At 50.2% G+C, this 22,016-nt stretch carries 19 protein-coding genes; 8 read left to right on the top strand and 11 right to left on the bottom strand.

Features of this window, described 5'->3' with window-relative positions; genetic code table 11:
* Positions 1-14 precede the first annotated feature (14 nt).
* Positions 15-659 carry a 2-polyprenyl-3-methyl-6-methoxy-1,4-benzoquinone monooxygenase gene (gene coq7, locus ACJJIY_RS07455; protein WP_108731610.1) on the top strand — a complete coding sequence of 215 codons (645 nt, stop codon included), beginning with the start codon at positions 15-17 and terminating at the stop codon, positions 657-659.
* A gap of 84 nt (positions 660-743) precedes the next feature.
* Here the strand turns inward: coq7 and ACJJIY_RS07450 are convergent, their stop codons facing one another.
* On the bottom strand, positions 744-1,151 hold the full coding sequence (locus ACJJIY_RS07450; RefSeq protein ID WP_444895311.1) for an OsmC family protein: 408 nt from the start codon (positions 1,149-1,151) through the stop codon (positions 744-746).
* A 301-nt stretch (positions 1,152-1,452) separates the two neighbouring features.
* On the opposite strand from ACJJIY_RS07450, the gene crp reads away from it, so the two are divergent.
* Positions 1,453-2,103, top strand: coding sequence for a cAMP-activated global transcriptional regulator CRP (gene crp, locus ACJJIY_RS07445; protein ID WP_051089460.1), 651 nt, complete (start codon positions 1,453-1,455; stop codon positions 2,101-2,103).
* 78 nt (positions 2,104-2,181) lie between these two features.
* Here crp and trpC read toward each other — a convergent pair whose 3' ends face one another.
* From trpC to ACJJIY_RS07405, 8 genes are all read right to left on the bottom strand, one after another.
* On the bottom strand, positions 2,182-2,979 hold the full coding sequence (gene trpC / locus ACJJIY_RS07440; RefSeq protein WP_445359655.1) for an indole-3-glycerol phosphate synthase TrpC: 798 nt from the start codon (positions 2,977-2,979) through the stop codon (positions 2,182-2,184).
* A complete protein-coding gene (trpD, locus tag ACJJIY_RS07435; RefSeq protein ID WP_445359383.1) occupies positions 2,973-4,022 on the bottom strand; it encodes an anthranilate phosphoribosyltransferase in 1,050 nt (349 codons plus the stop codon). The genes trpC and trpD overlap by 7 nt, the downstream gene beginning before the upstream one ends.
* Before the next feature lie 73 nt (positions 4,023-4,095).
* The gene (locus ACJJIY_RS07430; RefSeq protein WP_444912048.1) at positions 4,096-4,674 is read right to left on the bottom strand and encodes an anthranilate synthase component II; all 579 of its coding nucleotides are present in this window, start codon (positions 4,672-4,674) and stop codon (positions 4,096-4,098) included.
* Positions 4,671-5,534: an ion transporter gene (locus ACJJIY_RS07425; RefSeq protein ID WP_445359382.1), complete on the bottom strand. Its 864-nt coding sequence runs from the start codon at positions 5,532-5,534 to the stop codon at positions 4,671-4,673. Before ACJJIY_RS07425 ends, ACJJIY_RS07430 begins: the two co-directional genes overlap by 4 nt.
* Positions 5,521-7,032: an anthranilate synthase component I gene (gene trpE / locus ACJJIY_RS07420; RefSeq protein WP_445359381.1), complete on the bottom strand. Its 1,512-nt coding sequence runs from the start codon at positions 7,030-7,032 to the stop codon at positions 5,521-5,523. The genes ACJJIY_RS07425 and trpE overlap by 14 nt, the downstream gene beginning before the upstream one ends.
* 231 nt (positions 7,033-7,263) lie before the next feature.
* Positions 7,264-7,926, bottom strand: a complete 663-nt coding sequence (gene rpe / locus ACJJIY_RS07415) for a ribulose-phosphate 3-epimerase (RefSeq protein WP_444892691.1) — start codon at positions 7,924-7,926, stop codon at positions 7,264-7,266.
* A 19-nt stretch (positions 7,927-7,945) separates the two neighbouring features.
* Positions 7,946-8,653 carry a nucleotidyltransferase family protein gene (locus ACJJIY_RS07410; RefSeq protein WP_445359380.1) on the bottom strand — a complete coding sequence of 236 codons (708 nt, stop codon included), beginning with the start codon at positions 8,651-8,653 and terminating at the stop codon, positions 7,946-7,948.
* Positions 8,654-8,691: 38 nt separating this feature from the next.
* Positions 8,692-9,765 carry an aminoglycoside phosphotransferase family protein gene (locus ACJJIY_RS07405; RefSeq protein ID WP_444895317.1) on the bottom strand — a complete coding sequence of 358 codons (1,074 nt, stop codon included), beginning with the start codon at positions 9,763-9,765 and terminating at the stop codon, positions 8,692-8,694.
* Positions 9,766-10,063: 298 nt separating this feature from the next.
* On the opposite strand from ACJJIY_RS07405, the gene ACJJIY_RS07400 reads away from it, so the two are divergent.
* The 5 genes from ACJJIY_RS07400 (at position 10,064) to ACJJIY_RS07380 (ending at position 16,845) form a co-directional block, all read left to right on the top strand.
* A complete protein-coding gene (locus ACJJIY_RS07400) occupies positions 10,064-12,655 on the top strand; it encodes an LPS-assembly protein LptD (protein WP_444895318.1) in 2,592 nt (863 codons plus the stop codon).
* Positions 12,655-13,995 (top strand): peptidylprolyl isomerase, encoded by a 1,341-nt coding sequence (locus ACJJIY_RS07395; RefSeq protein WP_444898264.1) that lies wholly within the window; start codon positions 12,655-12,657, stop codon positions 13,993-13,995. The genes ACJJIY_RS07400 and ACJJIY_RS07395 overlap by 1 nt, the downstream gene beginning before the upstream one ends.
* A 76-nt stretch (positions 13,996-14,071) precedes the next feature.
* Positions 14,072-15,055 carry a 4-hydroxythreonine-4-phosphate dehydrogenase PdxA gene (gene pdxA, locus ACJJIY_RS07390; RefSeq protein ID WP_445359379.1) on the top strand — a complete coding sequence of 328 codons (984 nt, stop codon included), beginning with the start codon at positions 14,072-14,074 and terminating at the stop codon, positions 15,053-15,055.
* A 149-nt stretch (positions 15,056-15,204) separates the two neighbouring features.
* Positions 15,205-16,005, top strand: coding sequence for a 16S rRNA (adenine(1518)-N(6)/adenine(1519)-N(6))-dimethyltransferase RsmA (gene rsmA, locus ACJJIY_RS07385; protein WP_444895320.1), 801 nt, complete (start codon positions 15,205-15,207; stop codon positions 16,003-16,005).
* Between the two features lie 27 nt (positions 16,006-16,032).
* Positions 16,033-16,845: a symmetrical bis(5'-nucleosyl)-tetraphosphatase gene (locus ACJJIY_RS07380; protein WP_444895321.1), complete on the top strand. Its 813-nt coding sequence runs from the start codon at positions 16,033-16,035 to the stop codon at positions 16,843-16,845.
* Positions 16,846-16,959: 114 nt separating this feature from the next.
* Here ACJJIY_RS07380 and ACJJIY_RS07375 read toward each other — a convergent pair whose 3' ends face one another.
* Both ACJJIY_RS07375 and galE read right to left on the bottom strand, forming a co-directional pair.
* On the bottom strand, positions 16,960-18,285 hold the full coding sequence (locus ACJJIY_RS07375) for a M1 aminopeptidase family protein (RefSeq protein WP_444895322.1): 1,326 nt from the start codon (positions 18,283-18,285) through the stop codon (positions 16,960-16,962).
* A gap of 350 nt (positions 18,286-18,635) precedes the next feature.
* Positions 18,636-19,664 carry a UDP-glucose 4-epimerase GalE gene (gene galE / locus ACJJIY_RS07370; RefSeq protein WP_444895323.1) on the bottom strand — a complete coding sequence of 343 codons (1,029 nt, stop codon included), beginning with the start codon at positions 19,662-19,664 and terminating at the stop codon, positions 18,636-18,638.
* A gap of 339 nt (positions 19,665-20,003) precedes the next feature.
* On the opposite strand from galE, the gene ACJJIY_RS07365 reads away from it, so the two are divergent.
* Positions 20,004-21,926, top strand: coding sequence for a PrkA family serine protein kinase (locus ACJJIY_RS07365; RefSeq protein WP_413664238.1), 1,923 nt, complete (start codon positions 20,004-20,006; stop codon positions 21,924-21,926).
* Positions 21,927-22,016 lie beyond the last annotated feature (90 nt).

Here is a 22,016-nt window from a genome sequence, read left to right as displayed (position 1 = left end):
GGGAGCAGAAGACTATGAGTAAACGCAGCCTCAGCGGACTCGACCGCCTGTTAATTCAAGCGGATCGGGCTCTGCGCACCCTGAGTCCCGGCGAACCCTGCCACGGCCGGGCATCCCCGGCCAAGGGTGAAGCCGAGACAGACCTCACCGACAGCGAACGCAAACACGCCGCTGGCCTTATGCGGGTCAACCATAGCGGTGAAGTCTGCGCCCAGGCGCTCTACCAGGGCCAGGCCCTGACCGCCAAGCTGCCCGAGGTGCGGGGGGAAATGGAGCGCGCTGCCGATGAGGAGATCGACCATCTGGCCTGGTGTGAACAGCGCTTGAAGGAATTGGACAGCCGCCCCAGCCTACTCAACCCACTGTGGTACGGCATGTCCTTTGGGCTCGGCGCCGCCGCCGGGAAAATCAGCGACCGAATCAGCCTCGGTTTTGTGGCCGCTACGGAAGACCAGGTGTGTAAACATCTTGAGAGCCACCTCGAAAAGCTTCCCGCCGACGACAAGAGAAGCCGTGCGGTAGTGGAACAGATGTTAATTGACGAAGACGAGCACGCCCACGCTGCACTGGCCGCCGGTGGTGCCCGCTTCCCCGCTCCGGTAAAAGGAGTGATGTCTCTGGTATCCAAAGTGATGACCTCGGCCAGTTATAAAATCTGACCGTTACTCTTCACTCATTAAAACGACTTGGATTTTAGGGAGGTTACGCCCAGTATCCTCCCTCCCTTCCCGGCTAATTTTCCTTCAAACTTCTTCAACGCTGTAGCTGTGCACAATCTCGACACCCGCATTGCGCAACATGATGGAGCCTGAGCAGTATTTCTCTGCGGAGAGTTCCACTGCACGGGCAACATGGGATTCCTTCAATCCGCGACCGCGCACTACAAACTTCATTTCAATTCGCTCAAACGGCGATGGGGTTGTATCCGGGCGTACACCTTCCAGTTCACAATGACAGGAAATAATGTCTTGTCTCGCCTTCTGTAAAATACTCACCACATCGTAAGCCGCGCAGCCACCGACGCCCAGCAAAATCATTTCCATCGGGCGCACACCATTATTTGTGCGGCCGCCTTCCATCACTACCGAATTACCGCTGCCGGCTTCACCGACGAAGGTTAAATCATTTACCCAGGTTACTTTCCCCTGCATCACTCCACTCCCATTAAAACTTCAGCGGTGAAGCTTAGCATATTGGCGAAGTCTATCCCGGCACCTGTATGTTTCCGGTATAGTGTCTGGTACGCCTCCGCGCGAAAGCCGAATGACGCATGATCAAATGCTTTTTCTATGAACGCATCGTGGTTTATGAAGTCCAAGCGACCCAGTGCCATAGTGTCACAGGTCACACTGCGGAACTTTGCCGCGGTCAGCCCCTGTTGGGGATTTTGTTTTCGCGCGATAATTCAATAGTGCTCAGCTGCTAAAGCCGGGATAGAGCACAAGACAAAAAATGAGGAATAAATCCGTGACGGTTGCTATCGAAGACCCCATGACTATCGGCAATATTGAAGACTTTCTGGCCCACTGCCACCGGCGTCGCTACCCGGCCAAGAGCACAATTATCTATGCTGGCGACCGCTGTGAATCCCTATATTTCATTATGCGCGGTTCCGTTACAGTTCTGATTGAGGACGATGAAGGCCGCGAGATGATCGTTGCCTACCTCAACGACGGAGACTTTTTCGGTGAGATGGGCCTGTTCGATCAGGACACCCGCAGTGCCTGGGTCCGCACCAAAACCGAGTGTGAGGTGGCAGAAATCTCCTACACCAAGTTCCAAGAGCTCACTCGCCAGCACCCAGAGTTTCTTTTTGCCCTGGCCACCCAAATGGCAGGCCGCCTGCGCAACACCACCCGCAAAGTTGGCGATCTCGCCTTCCTGGATGTCACCGGACGTGTCGCTCGCACCCTGCTCGACCTATGCAATGAGCCGGATGCAATGACTCACCCCGAGGGCATGCAAATAAAAATCACCCGCCAGGAAATTGGCCGTATCGTCGGCTGCTCCCGGGAAATGGTGGGCCGCGTATTAAAAACCCTGGAAGAACAGGGCCTGGTTTCCGTTAAAGGTAAAACCATGGTGGTGTACGGTACCCGCTAGTAACCGAATAAACACACCGCATAAAAAAAGGGCGATTTTTACATCGCCCTTTTTTATTTCTACTACTGGAGTAAGCGGTCAGTTAAACATTTCCATCAGTTTCCTGCCCGGTTCCTCCTCCCGCATAAAGGCCTCTCCCACCAGGAAAGCATTGACGTTATGACCACGCATCGCCGCAACATCGTCTGTGGTATGAATACCACTTTCCGTGACCACAAGACGGTCGTCGGGGATCAAGTCCAGTAACTTAAAGGTATTTTCCAGCTGCACATCGAAAGTGTGCAGATTGCGATTATTGATGCCGATTAAGCGGTTAGGTAATGCCAGGGCCCTCTCCAACTCCCTGTGGTTATGCACTTCCACCAAGACATCCAAACCCAACTCCAAAGCGAGCCCGTTGAGATCCGCCATCTGTGGATCTTCCAGGCAGGCTGCAATCAGCAAAATACAGTCGGCCCCAATCGCGCGAGCTTCATAGATTTGGTAGGGATCAACGGTAAAGTCCTTGCGCAGCACCGGTAGGCGTACGGCATCCCGGGCCTGCTGCAAGTAATTATCTGCGCCCTGAAAAAAGTCGACATCGGTTAGTACTGACAGACAAGCCGCGCCACCTTTTTCATAGCTGGTAGCAATTTCTGCAGGAAGGAAATCCTCGCGAATCACGCCTTTACTGGGAGAGGCTTTTTTAATTTCGGCAATTACTGCAGCCTCACCAGTGGAAATCTTGCGATCCACTGCATCGACAAAGCCTCTCGCCGGTTCCTGATCCCGGGCGCGAAGGCGAACTTCGTCGGTGGAGCACTCAGCCTTGCGCTCGGCAACCTCTTGCCACTTGCGCTCGACAATTGTTTTTAAAATGGTCGGTGTACTCACGATTGAATTTCCTCTGGGCGAAACGCACTGGTAAACGCGGCAAGATCGTTAATTTTCTCTCCGGCGAGACCGCTGTCGATAGCATCTTGTGCCATAGCGACACCTTGCTCTGCAGAGTGCGCAACGCCGCTGACATAAATTGCCAGGCCTGCGTTAAGCGCAATAATATCCGCGGCTTTTTGCCCCGCCTCAGTATTGCGCTTACCCAGCGCATCGCGAATCAGGGCCAGGGAGTCCTCGGAACCAGAAACACTAAGATCAGAGAGGTCACGGCGCTGCAAGCCAAAGTCTTCAGGCTTGAGGGTATATTCCTGCAATGCACCATCCTTTAATTCCACAGCAAAGGTATCCGCAGCAATACTAGCTTCATCGAGCCCATCATCACTATGTAAAACCAGCACATGCTCTGAACCGAGCTTTTGCAAAACTTCAGCCAACAGGCGGCAGTAGCGCTTGTCATAAACACCGATTACTTTGCGCTTTACTCCCGCCGGATTTGTCATCGGCCCGAGTAAATTGAAGATGGTACGCAGTCCCAGCGCCTTGCGCGATGGGCCAACGTGGCGCATCGCATTGTGAAAGCTGGGCGCAAACATAAAGCCAATACCGATAGTCTCTACGCAACGCGCCATCTGCGAGGGACTCAATTCCAAAAATACGCCGGCGTGCTCAAGCAGGTCCGCAGAACCACTACTGGACGACACCGAGCGATTGCCATGCTTGGCTACCTTAGCTCCGGCAGCAGCTGCCACAAAGCTGCTCGCACTGGACACGTTAAACAGATTGGCGCCATCGCCGCCGGTGCCGACAATATCAACTGTGTTTTCCAGGTCGAGCTCAACCTTTACCGCCAGCTCACGCATGGTTTCCACTGCGCCGACAATTTCATCGACTGTCTCACCGCGTATACGCAGTGCTATAAGGAGTGCGCCTATCTGTGACTCCAGCGCTTCGCCACGCATAATCTGGCCCACGGTTTCGCGCATTTCTTCACGAGTAAGGTGTTCGCCATCCACCAGTTTGGCAATGGCCTGTTGAATATTCATTTTTCCCCCTTTGCCCCACTCTGGTTATTGATTCTGGCGGGACCTGCCCGCCGCGCACTTGTTCTTCCGGCCCTCAAGACTCGATAAAGTTTCTCAACATATCGTGACCGTGCATGGTGAGAATTGACTCAGGATGAAATTGCACCCCTTCTACTGCTAATTCCCGGTGCTTCACGCCCATGATCTCGTCAATTTCACCATCCTCTGTCTCAGTCCAGGCAGTGATCTCCAGGCATTCCGGTAAACTGCTTTTCTCCACTACCAGTGAGTGATAGCGAGTCGCCTCAAATGGGTTGGACAAACCGTGGAACACCCCCAAATTGTTGTGCACTATAGGGGATGTTTTGCCGTGCATAACCTGCCGGGCACGGACTACCCTGCCACCGAAGACCTGTCCAATACTCTGGTGCCCCAGACAAATACCCAAAATAGGGATACTGCCGGCAAAACGGCGAATGGTATCGAGAGAAATACCCGCCTCATTGGGGGTACAGGGACCCGGCGAAATCACGATTTTCTCTGGCGCCATTGCCTCGACTTCATCCAAGGTAATTTCGTCGTTGCGTTTTACCACCACTTTTGCACCCAGCTCTTCCAGGTACTGCACTACATTCCAGGTAAAGGAGTCGTAGTTATCGATCATTAAAATCATTGTGCGGCCCCCTTAGCCTCTGGTTGATAAGTGGATTCTTCCATTCTTTTTTGTAGGCGTGCGAGAGAGGCCTGGGTTGCGCGGAGTTCGCGCAGGATTTCGGTCTGGCTTGGAGGCAGACACATTTCATCCATTCGTCGCAATTTGGCCTCTTCCAGATTATTCAAGACTACACCGATAAAGAGGTTAATCATTACGAACGCCCCCATGACCACAAAGCTGACGAAGTAAAGCCAGGCCCAAGGCATCGAATCCATCGCTGTATACATAATATCCGTCCAGTCCTCAAAGGTGACTATGCGGAATAAACTCAAAAATGCGATGGGTAAAGTGCGCCAGTGAGTTGGATCAATATCGTGAAATAGGAAATAACCCGCTACACCATAGATATAGAAAATGATGCTCATCAACAAAGCAATGTGCATCATGCTTGGCAAACTGCGCAAAAGCGTGTCCACCAGTGTGCGGAGTTCCGGGAATGCAGACACCAGCCGCAAAACCCTTAATACCCGCACCAAGCGCGCCAGGGTAGCTAGCGGCCCTGTAGCAGGAATCAAACTCAGTGCAATAATAGTAAAATCAAAGCAATTCCAACCACTGGCAAAGTAACGCCAGGGACGGGCCCCATGGGCAAAAATTTTAACCAGCGCCTCAATAACAAATGAGGCGAGAATCAGTTGATTAATAGCGCCCAGCAGCGTACCAAAGCGCTCCGTCACCCAAGAGGAAGTCTCCAACCCAACAGCGACAGCATTGAGCAGAATCATTCCGATAATGATTTGGTTAAATAACGGCGCTGCGACGAATCGCTCGCAGCGTTCAGCCAGGGTCAACTTTTGAGAAATACTAACTTCGCTCATCTTGCTCGATCTTTAAAGGGTCACTACTCTTGGCCAGCGCCATACCGGCAGCGCGAAAAAGCGCTCGGGCCTTATTCATTGTTTCATTCCACTCTGACTGTGGATCTGAGTCCGCCACCAGGCCAGCCCCCGCCTGCACATATAGTCGGCCATCCTTGATAACTGCGGTACGAATGGCGATAGCGGTATCCATATTGCCATTCCAAGCCAGGTAGCCGACCGCCCCACCGTAAATGCCACGCTTTTCTGGCTCCAGCTCATCGATAATTTCCATAGCGCGAATCTTGGGGGCGCCCGACAGGGTACCGGCCGGCAGTGCCGCGCGCAGAGCATCCATTGCGGTGAGGCCCGGCTTTAACCGGCCGACAACATTGGAGGTGATATGCATCACGTGGGAATAGCGCTCGACAAACATTTGATCGGTGACTTTAACACTGCCAGTATCAGCCACCCTGCCGATATCATTGCGCCCCAGGTCAATCAGCATCAGATGTTCGGCGAGTTCTTTGGGATCTGCCAACAGCTCTTCCTCCAGGGCAAGATCCTCCTCCTCAGTGGCTCCCCGATGGCGGGTTCCCGCCAGAGGTCTCACAGTCATTTCTCCCTCTTCTAAATGCACCAAAATTTCTGGGCTGGAGCCCACGACATGGTGGTCACCCAGATCGAGGAAATACATATACGGCGAAGGGTTCAAACTGCGTAAAGCACGGTAAAAATTGAGTGGCGGCGCATCGAAAGGCGCAGACAGGCGCTGGGAGGGCACCACCTGCATCACATCGCCGGCAAGCACATACTCTTTAACCCGGTCTACTGCGCGCTTAAAGTTGTCCTCGCCAAAGTGGGACTGGAATTCGCTCTCATCAATGCCGCGCCCATGCAAATCGAGGGGTACAGTATCCGGCAGCGGTTGTGCCAACTGGCCAACCAATTGGTCCAGACGCTGCTGGGCTTTTTTATAGGCTGCTTCTTCAGCGGTATTTGCGTGGACAATCAGAATTACCGCACCGGCAAGATTGTCAAAAACCACTAATTCATCGCTGACCATCAACAGGATATCCGGGTTTCCCAGGGTATCCGGCGGAGTACTGACGGCCAGACGCGGTTCGATATAGCGCACGCAGTCATAGCCAAAATAGCCCACCAACCCGCCGTTAAAACGGGGCAGATCCACTAATTCAGGCACCTGATAGCGCTGCTGAAACTGCTCAACAAACTCCAGAGGGTCGGCGACGCTGTAGCTCTCTACAACCTCACCATCAGTTTCCACGGTGATGTCAGTGCCCTTAACCCTGAGCAGAGTCCGCGCAGGTAAACCAATAATGGAATAGCGTCCCCACTTCTCCCCGCCCTGGACCGATTCCAGCAAATAGCTGTAACGGCCTCCGGCCAGTTTCAAATAGGTGGACAGTGGCGTTTCAATATCCGCCAGTACGCGCCTTACCAGGGGGATACGGTTATAACCCTCAGACGCAAGTTGAGCGTATTCAGTAGGGGTCATGGAGACTCCGATCAATTTTTCATTCTTTATGATTGGCGCCAGAGTATAAGCAGCGCCCACGGGAAAGGTGCCTCAATCGCCAAATTCGATTGGGCCTCAGCAGGTCAGTGGCGCCATCGCCAACTGTTTGTCAGGGAGAAAGAGTGGTTCACGGAAATTCCCTCAGTGCAGGCGCACAAGTTAACAAATCCCGTCTATGGCGGGCAAGAGATTGCCCGCCAGTTTTGTAAATTAAGCCAAACTCTTACGCATGGCTGCAATCACTTCAGCGTAGTCCGGGGTATTGAATATGGCAGACCCAGCGACAAAGGTATCTGCTCCAGCTGCAGCAATTTCGGCAATATTGTCACGATTCACACCGCCGTCGATCTCAAGGCGAATATCAAACCCAGACTCATCAATCAACTTGCGGGCTTCTTTTAACTTGGTCAGGGTATTGGGGATAAACTTCTGCCCACCAAAGCCCGGGTTCACCGACATCAGCAGGATCATATCCAGCTTATCCATTACATACTTGGCCGCATCGAGGCCACTAGCTGGATTGAACACCAGCCCGGCTTTACAGCCGAGACTGCGGATCAATTGTAGGGAGCGGTCCGGGTGACGAGAGGCTTCTGGGTGGAACGTAATATAGGTAGCTCCGGCATCGGCGAACATGCGAATCATTTCATCCACCGGCTCCACCATCAGGTGCACATCAATCGGAGCCTCAACACCGTGTTTGCGCAGGGCCTGGCATACCATAGGGCCAATCGTGAGATTTGGCACATAGTGATTGTCCATCACATCAAAATGCACCCAGTCCGCTCCGGCTGCCAACACATTGTCCACTTCCTCACCCAAACGTGCGAAATCTGCGGAGAGAATAGAGGGGGCGATCTTGTAATCTGACATCAAAATATCCTTTGGTAACTCAACTTTCGCCAGTCAGTCGGCGATCTAAATTTTCCAGGCGCTCGGGGGTTCCCACATCGCACCAGTCCCCCTCATAGAGTTCAGCTTGTAGCTTATCCTCATTAAAGGTGAACACTTCCCCAAGCCCAAAGCATTCGCGACGCTTAGGGTATTCAGTGAGGGTTTCAGCTCGCAGCCAGCTAATACCCGCAAAGGTATAGCGGGGCTTGGCTGTACCCGACAGCAAGCCACCTTCTATGCCAAAATCTCCATCGGGGTTATGGGGAGGATTAAGGACCATCAAAAGGCGTCCAGGGCAAGACTCCGGCAGCGGCCTCTCGATCCATTGCGACAGGTCATAGTCACACCAGACATCACCATTAACCACTAGAAATGATGAGTCGCCGATCAGTGGCAGCGCCTTGAGAATCCCACCGGCAGTTTCCAGTGGCTCCTCCTCATGCTCAATGGAGTAGTGAATATCCAACCCCCAGCGGGAACCAGAACCGAGCTGTTGACGAATTTTGGGTCCCAAGTAGCCCAGGTTAATCACGACCTTTTGCACACCAATAGCTGCCAAGCGCTCAATTGCATATTCAATCAGAGGCTTACCGGCAATCGGTAACAGAGGCTTTGGAGTTTGGTCAGTCAGTGGGCGCATACGGCGCCCAAAACCTGCTGCCAATACCATGGCAGTCAAAGGGGAATTCTCTTTGGGTTTGCTCATTAAATTAATCTGTACAGTTTTCGTACGGCCTACTTCGGCTAGTCACCGGCACAGCGGTAATCGCTGTACCAGGGCAAAGGCTCTATCTGCGGCAGTAGGGTGCCGCTGAACCAATCAGTAAACGGCTCCAGCTCTGGGTAGCGCTCAACGGTTTCCAAAACATAGCGAATCACTAGCGGCAGGTGCTGCAAGTATCCCTGCTTTCCATCACGCAGACTGAGGCGCGGGAACAGACCCAGCACTTTAATATGACGCTGTAGCCCCATCCAGTCGAACCAACGAAGATAAAGTTGTGGGTCCACAGGCTGCATAACACCCGCCGCTTCAGCGGTCGCAACGTAAGCTAGCACCCAACGCTCTACCCGCTCGCGGGGCCAACGGATATAACAATCTTTGAGCAGAGACACCAGATCGTAGGTGGCGGGCCCCCACACTGCGTCTTGAAAATCGACAATCCCCGGCCTTTCCCCGTCGCGAATCATCAGGTTGCGACTGTGGTAATCCCGGTGAACAATAGTGTGAGGCTGTTCCTCCGCACTGTTAAGCAACAATTCAAAGGTTTGCTCCAGCAGCTTTTCTTCCCGCTCTGAAAGCTGGTAGCCAAGTAGCTCTCGCATCAGCCACTCAGGCATAACCTGCATTTCCTTATGAAGTAGCTCCCGGCTATAAGCTGGGAATAATTGTTCCTCAAAAGGGATTTGCTGCAGGCACAAAAGTTCACTCATCACCTCTGCGTAGAGTCCTTCAACACTGTCGCTGTTGAGCACGCTATATAACTGGGTATCCCCCAAATCTTCCAGCAGCAGGTACCCCTCCGCGGTGTCTGCAGCAATCACCATCGGAGTATGGATACCGTTGCGGCGCAAGTAATCAGCCAGAGCCACAAAGCGGGCGGGGTTAGTCAATTGGGGGGGAGTATCTACCGCTATCAGTGACGGCTCGGTTAGAGTGCGAAAATAACGGCGAAATCCAGCATCCCCCGCCAGGCTCGATAAATCAGCCGGAGCCTCCATACCCAGGGCCACGCCAACCCACTCACTCAAGGCATTGCGTCTGGGATCGGAGTCGATCTCGCACCCTTGCTCAACTTCACTGCTCGATCTTAGGCTCATCTTATATTCCAACTGTTTCTAGCTGCATTTTAACCCCGAGCCTCTCTGCGTCCAGAGACGCCATCACTATATTAATTGGAGCCCCTACTTTGCCTCAGGTAAAAACAGAACACGAGTTCCAGGTAATTTGCGTTTCGAAGCTGAGCCTCTAGCTGTAACATTACGGCTTCAGTACGGCTATTAACCACATCTACATTCAAGTAGAATCGGACGATGATTTTGCGCGCCCCGGCTCGAAAGCTGTCGCACGTATCTATCGATAAAGAAACACTAAAAGATAGCTGGAACATATCGTTTGATGCTTGAAGTCTCCCGGTGGCGTCGCCTCGCTCTGGCGATTGCTAATAACTCCCAAGCCCGCTCCATCGCTCTCGGTCTGATCGCTGCTCAGCCCTTGTGGGCGCAAGCCAATCAGGGCGAACCGTATCCTGATCCCGACTACAACCCCTATTTGTACTTGGACTGGTTGCCCCGCTCTGAGCTAACCCCGGAGGAGCTAGCCAATTTACCGGCGGTGTGCTCTGGCGCCTTTGTGGCGCCTCCGCGCAACTATCCCGGTTCTGACCTGCCCCCTGGGGAAGCCCCGCTCAGAGCAACTGCTGAGAAATCCCAGTGGCTGGAAGATGGTTCAGCCGAGCTGAGCGGGAATGTACATATTACCCAGGGTTACCGGCAGCTCTTCGCCGACCAGGTCAAACTGAATCGCCCGGAAAATATCGCCACTTTAGATGGTGCGATTGAGCTTCGGGAGCCCGGTTTGCTGATCCGTGGTTCCTCCGCCGAAGTTCACACCGAAAGCGAAGCGGCTTCTGTTGAGGATGCCACCTATGTGGTGCACGATGCTTTTATCCACGGCGGGGCCGAGCTGGTTGCGCGTCAAACCAGTGGTGAATTGACCCTGACCGAAGGGACATATACCCGCTGTGAACCCGGTCGTGAGTTCTGGCAACTCACGGGCCGCGAGATCAATATTGATGAAGTAGAAAGCCAGGGTACTGCACGAGATGTGCGCCTGAAGATTCTGGACGTACCTGTCTTATACCTGCCGTATTTCCGCTTTCCTGTGGGCGATGCACGCATGTCCGGCTTCCTGTTTCCCACACTCAGCAACAGCGACAAGAATGGCTGGGACCTCGCCATTCCCTACTACTGGAATATTGCCCCGCAGATGGACGCCACCATTTCCCCGCGTTACATCCAATACCGTGGAGCCGGGCTGGAGGTAGAGTTCAGGCACCTGGCAGAAATGTTTAGTACGGAAATCCGCCTGGCCGATCTGCCCGACGACGATGGCGGCAATATTGACCTTGCTCAGGAGCTGATTGATGAGGGCTTTCCAGAAGACCTAGTTTTACCCAACAAAGGGGAAGATCGTTGGTTAGCCAGTATGGAACAGCAAGGCGGATACAGCGGCAGTATCTGGCGCACTGACATCGACTACACCAAGGTTAGTGACCCGGACTACTTTCGCGACCTAAGTCCCGCCAGCCTAGATATCAATGCGGAAACTCAAGTCAGCCAGAAATTCCAAGGACTTCTGCGTAGCGAGCACTGGCAGGCGACGCTGCGTACCCAGGACTATCAAATATTGGAAAACGACAAATTCGACGAATTTGCCCAATACCCCCGCTTTGATATTGACGGTACTTACCGCTGGGATGACTGGCTGCTGACTATGCAGAACGAAGTCACCAGTTGGGATCACAGTGATACACAAACGATAAGGTTTATTGAAGACACCGATGATCCCGATAGTGTCATAACCAGGACTCGAGACTTTATTAACGCTGATCGGCTGCGCCTCGACTATGAGTTCTACTGGGATAAAGAGTGGCTCTGGGGATATTTCAAGCCAGGACTAGCTGGGCGCTACTTAGCATACAGTGTCAGCGATCTATTTCTACCCGAGGATGCCGACGATACTCCAGATGCCTCTGCCGCCCAGTTTATTCTGGATACAGGTCTCTACTTTGAGCGAGATAGCCACTTGTTTAATCGGGACTTTATCCAGACGCTGGAGCCACGGCTGTTTACCCTAATTAGTAGCAATGCTGATCAAAGTGATTTCTTTGATATTAGTGATGATGCCGAAGATATCGACCCAGATAGTAACAACCTGCTGTACGACACGTCACTTTACACTTTCAGTTACGACCAGTTATTCCGTGATAGCCGCTTTACCGGGAATGACCGGATCGATGATGCAGACAGACTTGCCCTGGGCCTGACAACCCGCTTTCTAGATCCAGTCAGTGGCCGGGACCTCTTCTCAGCCAGTATCGGGCAGGTCTACTACTCCAGTGACAGGCAAATTGGTCGCACCGCTTACATTGAGGATACCCAACGGTCAGAATTGGCTGCGCGAATCGAGAGTCGCCCTTTCGAATCCCTGCGTCTGGGGACTGAGCTGGTCTATGAAGATAGTGAGCACAATATTAATCGCGGCAATTTCAGCCTGCGCTATCTTGACGACGACTTCCGCATTTTTAACTTGAGCTATTACTACGAACGCCCCGACTCGACGGATGACGAGGATGAGGACGAAGATGAAGATGAAACCGTAAGCCAACTAAATGCCTCAACCGTCCTCCCGCTTGGTACTCATACCTCACTCATGGCTGGTGCCAGCTATGATCTTACTTTAAATCGGGAACTGGAGTACCTTGCAGGTATCGAATATGACGACTGCTGCTACCGTACCCGATTGGTGTGGCGACGCACACTGGACAACTATCTAGCAGGGGTTGTATCTGCTGAAGACCTTGAGTATGACGAAGGTATCTATCTTGAAGTCGAACTCAAAGGATTAGCGGGCTTTGGTTCAACCGTGACAGAAATGCTGACCCAGGGGATTGCCAACTTTGATCAGAGAGAAGAGCTGAAACAGTGATGAGAATAATTAAGAAATTCGTACCGAAACTGGGCCTGGCACCCGTACTAGCAGCTGGCGCTCTGATCGCCATCACTGCCACCGCACAAGTCAGAAACCTTGACCGGGTAGTCGCTGTTGTTGACGACGATGTTGTAATGGCCAGTGAATTGGCCCAGCGCATGAATACCATCGCCAGCCAAATCCAAGCACAGCAGGTGCAGGCTCCTCCAGTGGATGTTTTGCGCCGCCAGGTTCTCGAACAACTCATTATCGAGCGTTTGCAACTGCAGATGGCCTCTCGCGCAGGTGTTACCGTTTCTGAATCGGAGTTGGACCAAGCTATCGCCCGTGTCCAACAAAATGCCGGAGTCAGCCCCGAAGAATTCCGCCAGCGGCTGCTCGCTGACGGTATGAGCATGAAGAGCTTTCGTCAGCAGATTCGCCAAGAGCTGATGATTCGCCGGGTCGAGCAAGGCAGCGTTAACCGCCGGATTCAGATTACCGATCAAGATATCGATAACTTCCTACGCTCCAAGGAGGGGGAGTTTTGGAAGTCCCCTCAATTTGAGCTGGGCCATATTCTGATCCCCGTAAGTTCCAGTGCCCCCAGCAGCGAAGTTACCCAGGCACGGGAAAAAGCTGAAGACCTAGCTCAGCAAGCCAAAGACGGCGCTGACTTCCGCCGCCTGGCGATCGCAAACTCTGCCGGCCAAAATGCACTTACCGGTGGTGACCTAGGTTGGCGCAAAACCGTCGAGCTTCCCACTCTTTTTGCCGATGCCCTTACCGACTTAAAAGCCGGTGATGTTACCGAGCCTTTCCGCAGTGATGCCGGCTTTCACCTGTTAAAGATTCACGCGCAGAAAGGCGCCAGCGAGCAGTTGGTGGAACAGACAAAAGTTCGCCATATCCTGCTTAAGCCGTCCGCTATTCTTACCGATGACCAAGCTTACAATAAGCTGATTGAGTTGCGTGAAGAGGCCATGGCCAGCGATAACTTTAGCGAGCTCGCGCGCGAAAACTCAGAGGATATAGGTTCTATGCTATCCGGTGGCGATCTTGGCTGGTCTATGCCCGGACAGTTTGTGCCAGAGTTTACCCAGGCTATGGATGCAACTGAGATTGGCAGCATTAGCCTGCCTTTCCGCAGCCAGTTCGGCTGGCATATCCTGCAGGTTGAAGATCGGCGCAAACAGGATATGACCGACAAATATATCCGCAATCAGGCAGCCAATTTGCTGCGCAACCGCCGCTATGAAGAAGAACTGCAAAACTGGCGCCGTGAGATTCGCGACCAGGCATACGTTGAGATTAAATTGCCGGACTCTGAGACCACCGAGGACTCAGGAAACCAATAGTAAGCCGCTTTTTCAGCGGGAAAGACCGGGCCCTGTGCCCGGTTTTTTTTTGTAGCTACAGGAAAGTTATATAGCAATGGCTCCTAAAATTGCCTTCACCCCCGGAGAACCTGCAGGTATTGGCCCTGAGCTCGCTGTGAAGATTGCACAAGAGAGTTCTCCAGCACAGATTGTCGCAATTGCTGATCCCCAACTACTGACAGAGACCGCTGCGGCATTGGGGTTGCCTCTTCAGCTCCTTCCTCTGTCCACAGCAGGCAAAGAGGGGACACCTGCCGGTGCTCTCTACATACTACCGGTCCCCATAGCCGAGTCAGCTAAACCAGGCCTACTGAATGCAGTCAATGCACCCTATGTATTGGAAACTCTTACAGTTGCGGCAGAGGGGTGCCTGGCCGGCCAGTTTGATGCCGTGGTTACAGGGCCCGTACACAAAGGCATTATCAATGGTGCCGGTACTCCATTTAGCGGCCATACAGAGTTCTTTGCTGAAAAAGCCGGTGTTGAGCGTGTCGTTATGATGCTAGCAGCAGAGGACCTTCGAGTTGCTCTAGTGACAACTCACCTGCCCCTCAAAGAGGTGAGCGCTGCTATCACCCCCCCGCTTCTAGAGCAGATTATTACCATCCTCGACGCCAGTTTGCGGGAACATTTCTGCATCTCCAATCCTCGTATTAGCGTTTGCGGCCTCAACCCCCATGCTGGAGAGGGGGGACACTTAGGCCATGAGGAAATAGAAATAATTGAACCCACACTCGAACACTTGCGCCACCAAGGTATATCACTGAAAGGTCCACTTCCCGCAGACACTCTTTTTACCCCGCCGCATTTGTCGGAATGTGACGCCGTTTTAGCTATGTATCACGATCAGGGGCTTCCAGTGTTAAAATTCAAGGGTTTTGGCCACGCCGTCAATATCACTTTGGGGCTACCCTTTATCCGCACTTCAGTAGACCACGGCACAGCTCTCAATATCGCGGGCACAGGCATTGCAGACTGCGGCAGCCTCAAAGCCGCACTGTCTCAGGCTGTGGCGATAGCTAAATTGCGCAGTTCCTAACCAGTGCCTAAAACCTGCTTGGAGAAAGTGTAAACCATGCCCTCACCACGTGAGCGCAGTGAAAGGCCCTAAAGGGTATCCAACTGAAATGCTCACTAGCACCCCAAGGCTTAACCGCAAAATTAATCATCCAGGTTACAGATATATCAATGGATAACTTCTTTCAACACAAAGCCCGCAAACGCTTTGGACAAAACTTTCTCGTCGATGAAAATATTATCGAGCGCATTGTTCGTGCGGTAGGCCCTAAAGAATCAGATACGCTAGTGGAAATTGGCCCGGGTCAAGGGGCAATTACAGAGTTACTACTAAAACGGTGCCCGTCTCTAACCGCTGTCGAACTGGATCGCGACCTGATTCCGATGCTGGAATTTAAATTTAGGGAATACTCGGAATTTAGCATCATTGAAAAGGACGCATTAAAATTTGACTTTGGCACCTTTGCTGGAGATAAGCAGCTACGCATTGTCGGTAACCTTCCATATAACATATCCACACCGTTACTGTTCCATCTGCTCAGTTTTCGCGGGCAAGTCCAGGATATGCATTTTATGCTGCAGAAAGAGGTGGTAGATCGGCTCAGCGCCACGCCTTCGACTAAATCTTATGGGCGACTTAGCGTGATGGTTCAATATTACTGTCGCGTACAGGGCCTGTTCCCTGTACCCCCGCAGTCTTTCCGGCCCGCCCCTAAGGTGGATTCTGCCATCGTGAGATTGGTTCCCCACAGCACTCTGCCATTTACCGCAAAAGATGAAGGATTATTGGAAAGAATCGTCAATATAGCCTTCCAGCAGCGCCGTAAGACCCTGCGCAATGCTTTAAAACCCCTATTCCCGGATCTCGACCCCGAGCTGCTACCCATTGATGCCGGCCGCAGAGCAGAAACCTTAAGCGTCGAGGACTTTGTTAAGCTGGCCGACTACTGTACAAACTTGCAACAACAATAATTATTTTTCACATTATTGGGGGGAACCTTGGCAACTTACGCCATCGGAGATATTCAAGGATGCTTTGCAGCTTTTCAAAGCCTTCTCAAGAAAATCAATTTTAGTGCTGACCGTGACAAACTCTGGCTTGCCGGAGACTTGGTTCACCGGGGTGAGGATAGCCTGAGCACCCTTCGCTATCTCTATGAGCACCGCCAGCAGGTTACAGCAGTGTTGGGCAACCATGATCTCCATTTACTGGCGATCGCCCATGGCACTAAATCTCTGTCTGAAAAAGAGCACGACCTTGCCAAGGTTTTAAAAGCAAAAGATTCTGATAAGTTACTGGAGTGGCTACAAAGCCTACCCCTTCTAGTACATAAGAAGGGGTACACCATGGTGCATGCGGGTATCCCCCCCATTTGGAGCGTTACTAAAGCGCAAAAGCTCGCCACTGAAGTGCATAAGGCCCTCGCCGACGAAGCTATGGCAAAGGCATATTTTTATGGCATGTACGGTAATGAGCCACACTGTTGGGATGATCATTTGATCGGCATCGAACGCCTGCGGTCCATTACCAATTACTTCACAAGAATGCGATTTTGTAAGGCTGATGGCACTCTGGATCTAATCAATAAAAAGGGGGTCCAGGCCTCTCACGGTGAATACCAGCCATGGTTTAGCTTTCCCAACCGAAAAACCAGAAATGACAAGGTTATTTTTGGGCATTGGGCTGCCCTGGAAGGCCGCGCAGATACTGAGAATATCTATGCCCTAGACACAGGTTGCGTTTGGGGAGGATACCTGACTGCAATGCGATTAAGTGATGAAGAATTTTTTTGTACAGACTGCAGCTTATAAAAATCACTTCGCCCTGAAGCCTAAAAGAAGAATTTAAACCAACCGAATCTAAAAAAATAAACTGACAGTTATTATCTGGGAGTTTAACTGTCAGTTTACCTAGCTTGAATAACCTTATAAGCCATAAGTTAATTGATCCAAAGCAACTCCTACACTCGACGGTTTCCCATCAAGTAAAAGCTCAATAGAGTTAACAAGTTCCGCTGCTCCTTCCCTCTGGCTAAGAAGCACCAAGAAAGTATCAGCGCCTTTTTCTCCGCCGCCCTCGACCTCTTGACGAAAACTGCTCCACATTGAAAAAATATTTGACGGATCAGTATTTTCACTTTGCAGAAACAGATCAATTGCCCGATGTATGAGCAGACCACAGCTATAATACAGATCAAACCTGCCCCGGTTAGCGGCCTCAACCAAAGGAATCTCTTTTACACCTTTTGTACAACTTTCCTTAAAAGCCTTAATTTTATTAGAGACATATTTTGATGACTCGGGATACAAATCTAATAAAGCCAGCGCTGCTAACCAATCCGCATTCCCTTCATGTAACCACGATTCATTCGCATCACCATACAATCCTACTTCACTACCCTGCTGGTATAAATGTGCGACCTCATGAGCAAAAAACCAAATGGTTTCATTAATAAAGTTAGGGTCGGCAAATTTCCCATCAAGTTCATTCATATTCCAATGCATAAAAACCTGATGTGGCAAGGTCCCCCCTTGCCAAGAGTTATCATCGACATTCGCATATGATGCATACAAAGCGGGCTTTGTTCCACTTAGTGCCCCAAGCTTTTGCTCAAAATAACTCATTAACCTGGGAATATCTGACTCTAAAGACAATCTCAATTTTTCTGGCAAACCTCTATCAACAACAGCCACAACACTTGCTGTATTTATAGGTTCTTGAGTTCCAACATAGACATTCATTCCATTATCACGATCAATCCAGCTGGCTGTCCCAACATTTATCTTCCCGTTAATGATCATATGCTCACCTGGGGGAACCTGCATAGTTATTCGCCAGGCTTTTGCTTTATCATCACAGTTATCAATACAAGCAAAAAAGCGGCCTGTGTATATCAGACTTCCACCATCTGAATAGGGGGAGAAAGGTGCATAGTCTTTAGGAAGGGATATATAGCTAGTCGTCAAAAAAAATTCAATGTGTTCGAATGAACTTCTATCTTTTCTAACCAGAAACTCTTCACCTTCCATAGAAATTATTTCAAATTCTGGTGACACAGGCTTCCAGCGTTTTATACGAGAGGCATCCGGGTTACGTACAAAGCTAATCCGACTTGCCGGCCTATCCATTTGATAGGTAAGCTTCCAGAGCTTATCGCCCTGCTTCTCAATCGCGATATCCACCTCAGATATATCTTCAGCTAAAGCTGAAAAACCAGTTAAAACTAACAGTAAAAACTGAATATATTTCAATCTTAACTCCTTTTAGATTGAGAAAAATAAACAAAAATTGAAGTAATAAATGCTTCCATATATTGATAACTATAAATAGAGAGTTATAAATACAACCAGACAGACAAATAATTCTTATTCTTCACTAATCAGAAACGTTCAAGTCAATCAACAGGATTGTATCTATCGGTAGAATAATGGCCCCTTAACACAGGTGCTGTTGATATAATTTTATTTAGAACATGAAAGAAACTCATTGCCTGCAATATCCGCATGGAGCTGCGCAAGCAATGAGCATTATCAGGTTGATAGAAAAACCTAATCCTCTGTGAGGCAAAAAATAGGATCAAATTTCCTCAACTTAATTTTGCCTAATCTGCACTGTAGCCTTTAGGATTTTTATACTGCCAACGCCAGGTATCTTTCACCATACGTACTAAATCATACTCAGCTTTCCACCCCAGCTCTGTTTCAGCCAGCTCTGGATCTGCGTAACACTCTGCAATATCTCCGGGTCTCCTCGGAGCAATGTTATAGGGAATTTCCTTCCCACTGACACTCTCGAAAGCACGAACGACTTGTAAAACAGAACTGCCCTGTCCCGTCCCCAGATTATGGGTATAACAACCCTCAGAAATTTCTTCTTTACATATTAAGTTTAGCGCCGCCAAGTGTCCGCGAGCCAGATCAACTACATGTATATAATCTCGAACTCCAGTACCATCGACGGTATCATAATCACCACCAAAAACCTGTAGCTGCTCCAATCTACCTACTGCCACTTGGGAAACATAGGGTAGTAAGTTATTGGGGATACCACTGGGATCTTCACCAATAGTCCCACTTTCATGGGCTCCAATCGGATTGAAGTAACGCAACAAGCTCACTTTCCACTGGCTGTTCGGCGCAGCACAAAGATCGCGCAACATGTTTTCCACAATCAACTTACTGGAGCCGTAGGGGTTGGTTGCGCCAGTAGGGAAATCTTCTTTAATTGGTACTGTTTCAGGATCACCATAGACTGTTGCCGACGAACTGAAGATCAGGCGATGAACCCCAAACTCCTCCATCACCTCACATAAAGTTAAGGTCCCAGCTACATTATTCTGGTAATAGCGCAGAGGCTGCACAACAGATTCACCAACTGCTTTTAACCCCGCGAAGTGAATTACGGCGTCAATCTTATGATCAGAGAATACTTTGCGTAAACCTTCCTTATCACTAATATCCAGATGGTGAAAAGGGATATCTTTGCCAGCAATTAACTCGACCCTCCGTAGGGCTTCCTCACTGCTGTTCGATAGGTTATCCACAACTACAGGCTCAAAGCCGGCAGCAAGCAACTCGATACAGGTATGACTGCCAATATATCCGGCACCTCCAGTCACCAAAATCGCCATTTAGGTTCCTCAATATTTCTCTAATACCCAATATGGGCTGTAGTAAAGCGTAAAACAGCCGCCCAATTCAACCTATATAAGTGACATTCCACTGTCTCATTCAAAGGGAAAGCTATGCTGGAAAAGCTGGAGAGCATTCAACACTTACTCCAGCAAAGAACAAGGTTCACAACGGCAATAACGATAGTGCTTCACGCCAAGCGTATCCCAAACACGATCTGGACTTTACAGCTCATACATCGCTCGTCCCATTTGGGCAAGAGAAGCCAAGGGCGTACGACATCCTAACCAAAGCAGGAAACTGAGCTAATTCCAGTAGGCTACAGGGAGGTAGACACCATGACAATTTTCAATCACTACTTGGAAAGATACGAATCTATCCAGGACGAAGAACTCAGTATTCAGGAATACCTGGAGCTGTGTAAGACAGACCGCAGTGCCTATGCGTCACCAGCTGAGAGGATGCTGATGGCCATTGGCGAGGCCGAACTGGTAGACACCTCACGGGACCCGCGCCTGTCACGTATTTTCTGTAATAAGGTTATTAAGCGATACAAGGCCTTCAGTGAATTCTATGGTATGGAGGAAGCCATAGAGCAAATTGTCTCTTTCTTCCGACATGCCGCACAGGGTCTGGAAGAAAAGAAGCAAATCCTGTATTTGCTAGGTCCTGTTGGTGGCGGAAAGTCATCCCTTGCAGAGCGGCTAAAAGCCTTGATGGAGCAGGTGCCCATCTATGCAATTAAGGGATCGCCAGTATTTGAATCTCCCTTGAGCCTTTTCTCTCCTACTGAGGATGGCCGCATCCTTGAAGAGGACTACGGAATTGCACGTCGATACGTTAACACTATTATGTCTCCCTGGTCTGTTAAGCGATTGCATGAATTTAAAGGGGACATCAGTAAATTCCGTGTCGTAAAAATTCGTCCTTCTATTCTCGATCAAGTTGCCATCTCAAAAACAGAGCCCGGTGATGAAAATAACCAGGATATTTCATCACTGGTTGGCAAGATCGACATTCGTAAGCTTGAGGATTTCCCCCAGAATGACCCTGACGCCTATAGCTTTTCTGGTAGTTTATGTAGGGCCAACCAGGGGCTGATGGAGTTTGTCGAGATGTTCAAAGCGCCTATCAAGGTGCTTCACCCCCTACTAACTGCAACACAAGAAGGAAATTACAACAGTACAGAGGGATTGGGGTCAATTCCGTTCAACGGTACAATCCTCGCTCATTCCAATGAATCGGAATGGCAATCCTTCCGCAATAATCGCAACAATGAGGCTTTCCTGGATCGTATTTATATCGTCAAGGTGCCCTACTGTGTAAGAGTGCAGGAGGAAATACGAATCTATCAGAAACTGCTAGAAAATAGCTCCTTGTCAAAAGCGCCCTGTGCACCAGACACCCTACGGATGTTGGCGCAATTCTCTGTATTGTCGAGAGTTAAAAACCCTGAGAACTCCAGCCTTTATTCAAAGATGCGTATCTATGACGGTGAAAACCTAAAGGATACCGACCCCAAAGCAAAAACCATTCAGGAATACAGAGATAATGCAGGGGTAGATGAAGGCATGAACGGACTATCCACCCGTTTCTCCTTTAAAATCCTCTCAAAAGTTTTCAATTTCGATGCTACTGAGGTGGCGGCAAATCCAGTCCACCTACTCTATGTTCTGGAACAGCAAATAGAGCAGGAGCAATTTCCACCGGAAGTGCAAGAGACTTACCTCGGGTTTATCAAGGAATATTTAGCTCCAAGGTACGTAGAATTTATCGGCAAGGAAATCCAAACAGCTTACCTGGAATCCTACGCTGAATACGGCCAAAACTTGTTTGATCGCTATGTCACTTACGCTGATTTTTGGATACAGGACCAGGAGTATCGTGACCCAGAAACCGGTGAAATACTGGATCGCGGCGCCCTTAATGAAGAGCTTGAAAAGACAGAAAAACCTGCAGGAATTTCCAATCCGAAAGATTTCCGCAATGAAATAGTCAATTTTGTGCTCCGTGCCAGGGCTAACAATCAAGGAAAAAATCCCGACTGGAGATCTTACGAGAAACTACGTGCCGTTATCGAGAAAAAAATGTTCTCCAATACGGAAGATCTTCTGCCAGTTATATCCTTTAATACCAAGGCATCAGCAGATGATAAACGCAAGCATGCAGACTTCGTTGCGCGTATGGTTGAACGCGGCTATACCGAGAAGCAGGTTAGATTGTTATCCGAATGGTATCTACGCGTGAGAAAATCTCAATAGTAAGGTTTTCCTCCATTAAGGTCACTGGAAAAACACGAGGAAGCCAAACCCGGATACTGATTAGATCATTAACTTTTAGTGAGCACTTGA

The organism is Microbulbifer maximicatervae (SeqCode) (assembly GCF_052468155.1).
This window is presented reverse-complemented; position numbering and strand designations above follow the sequence as displayed.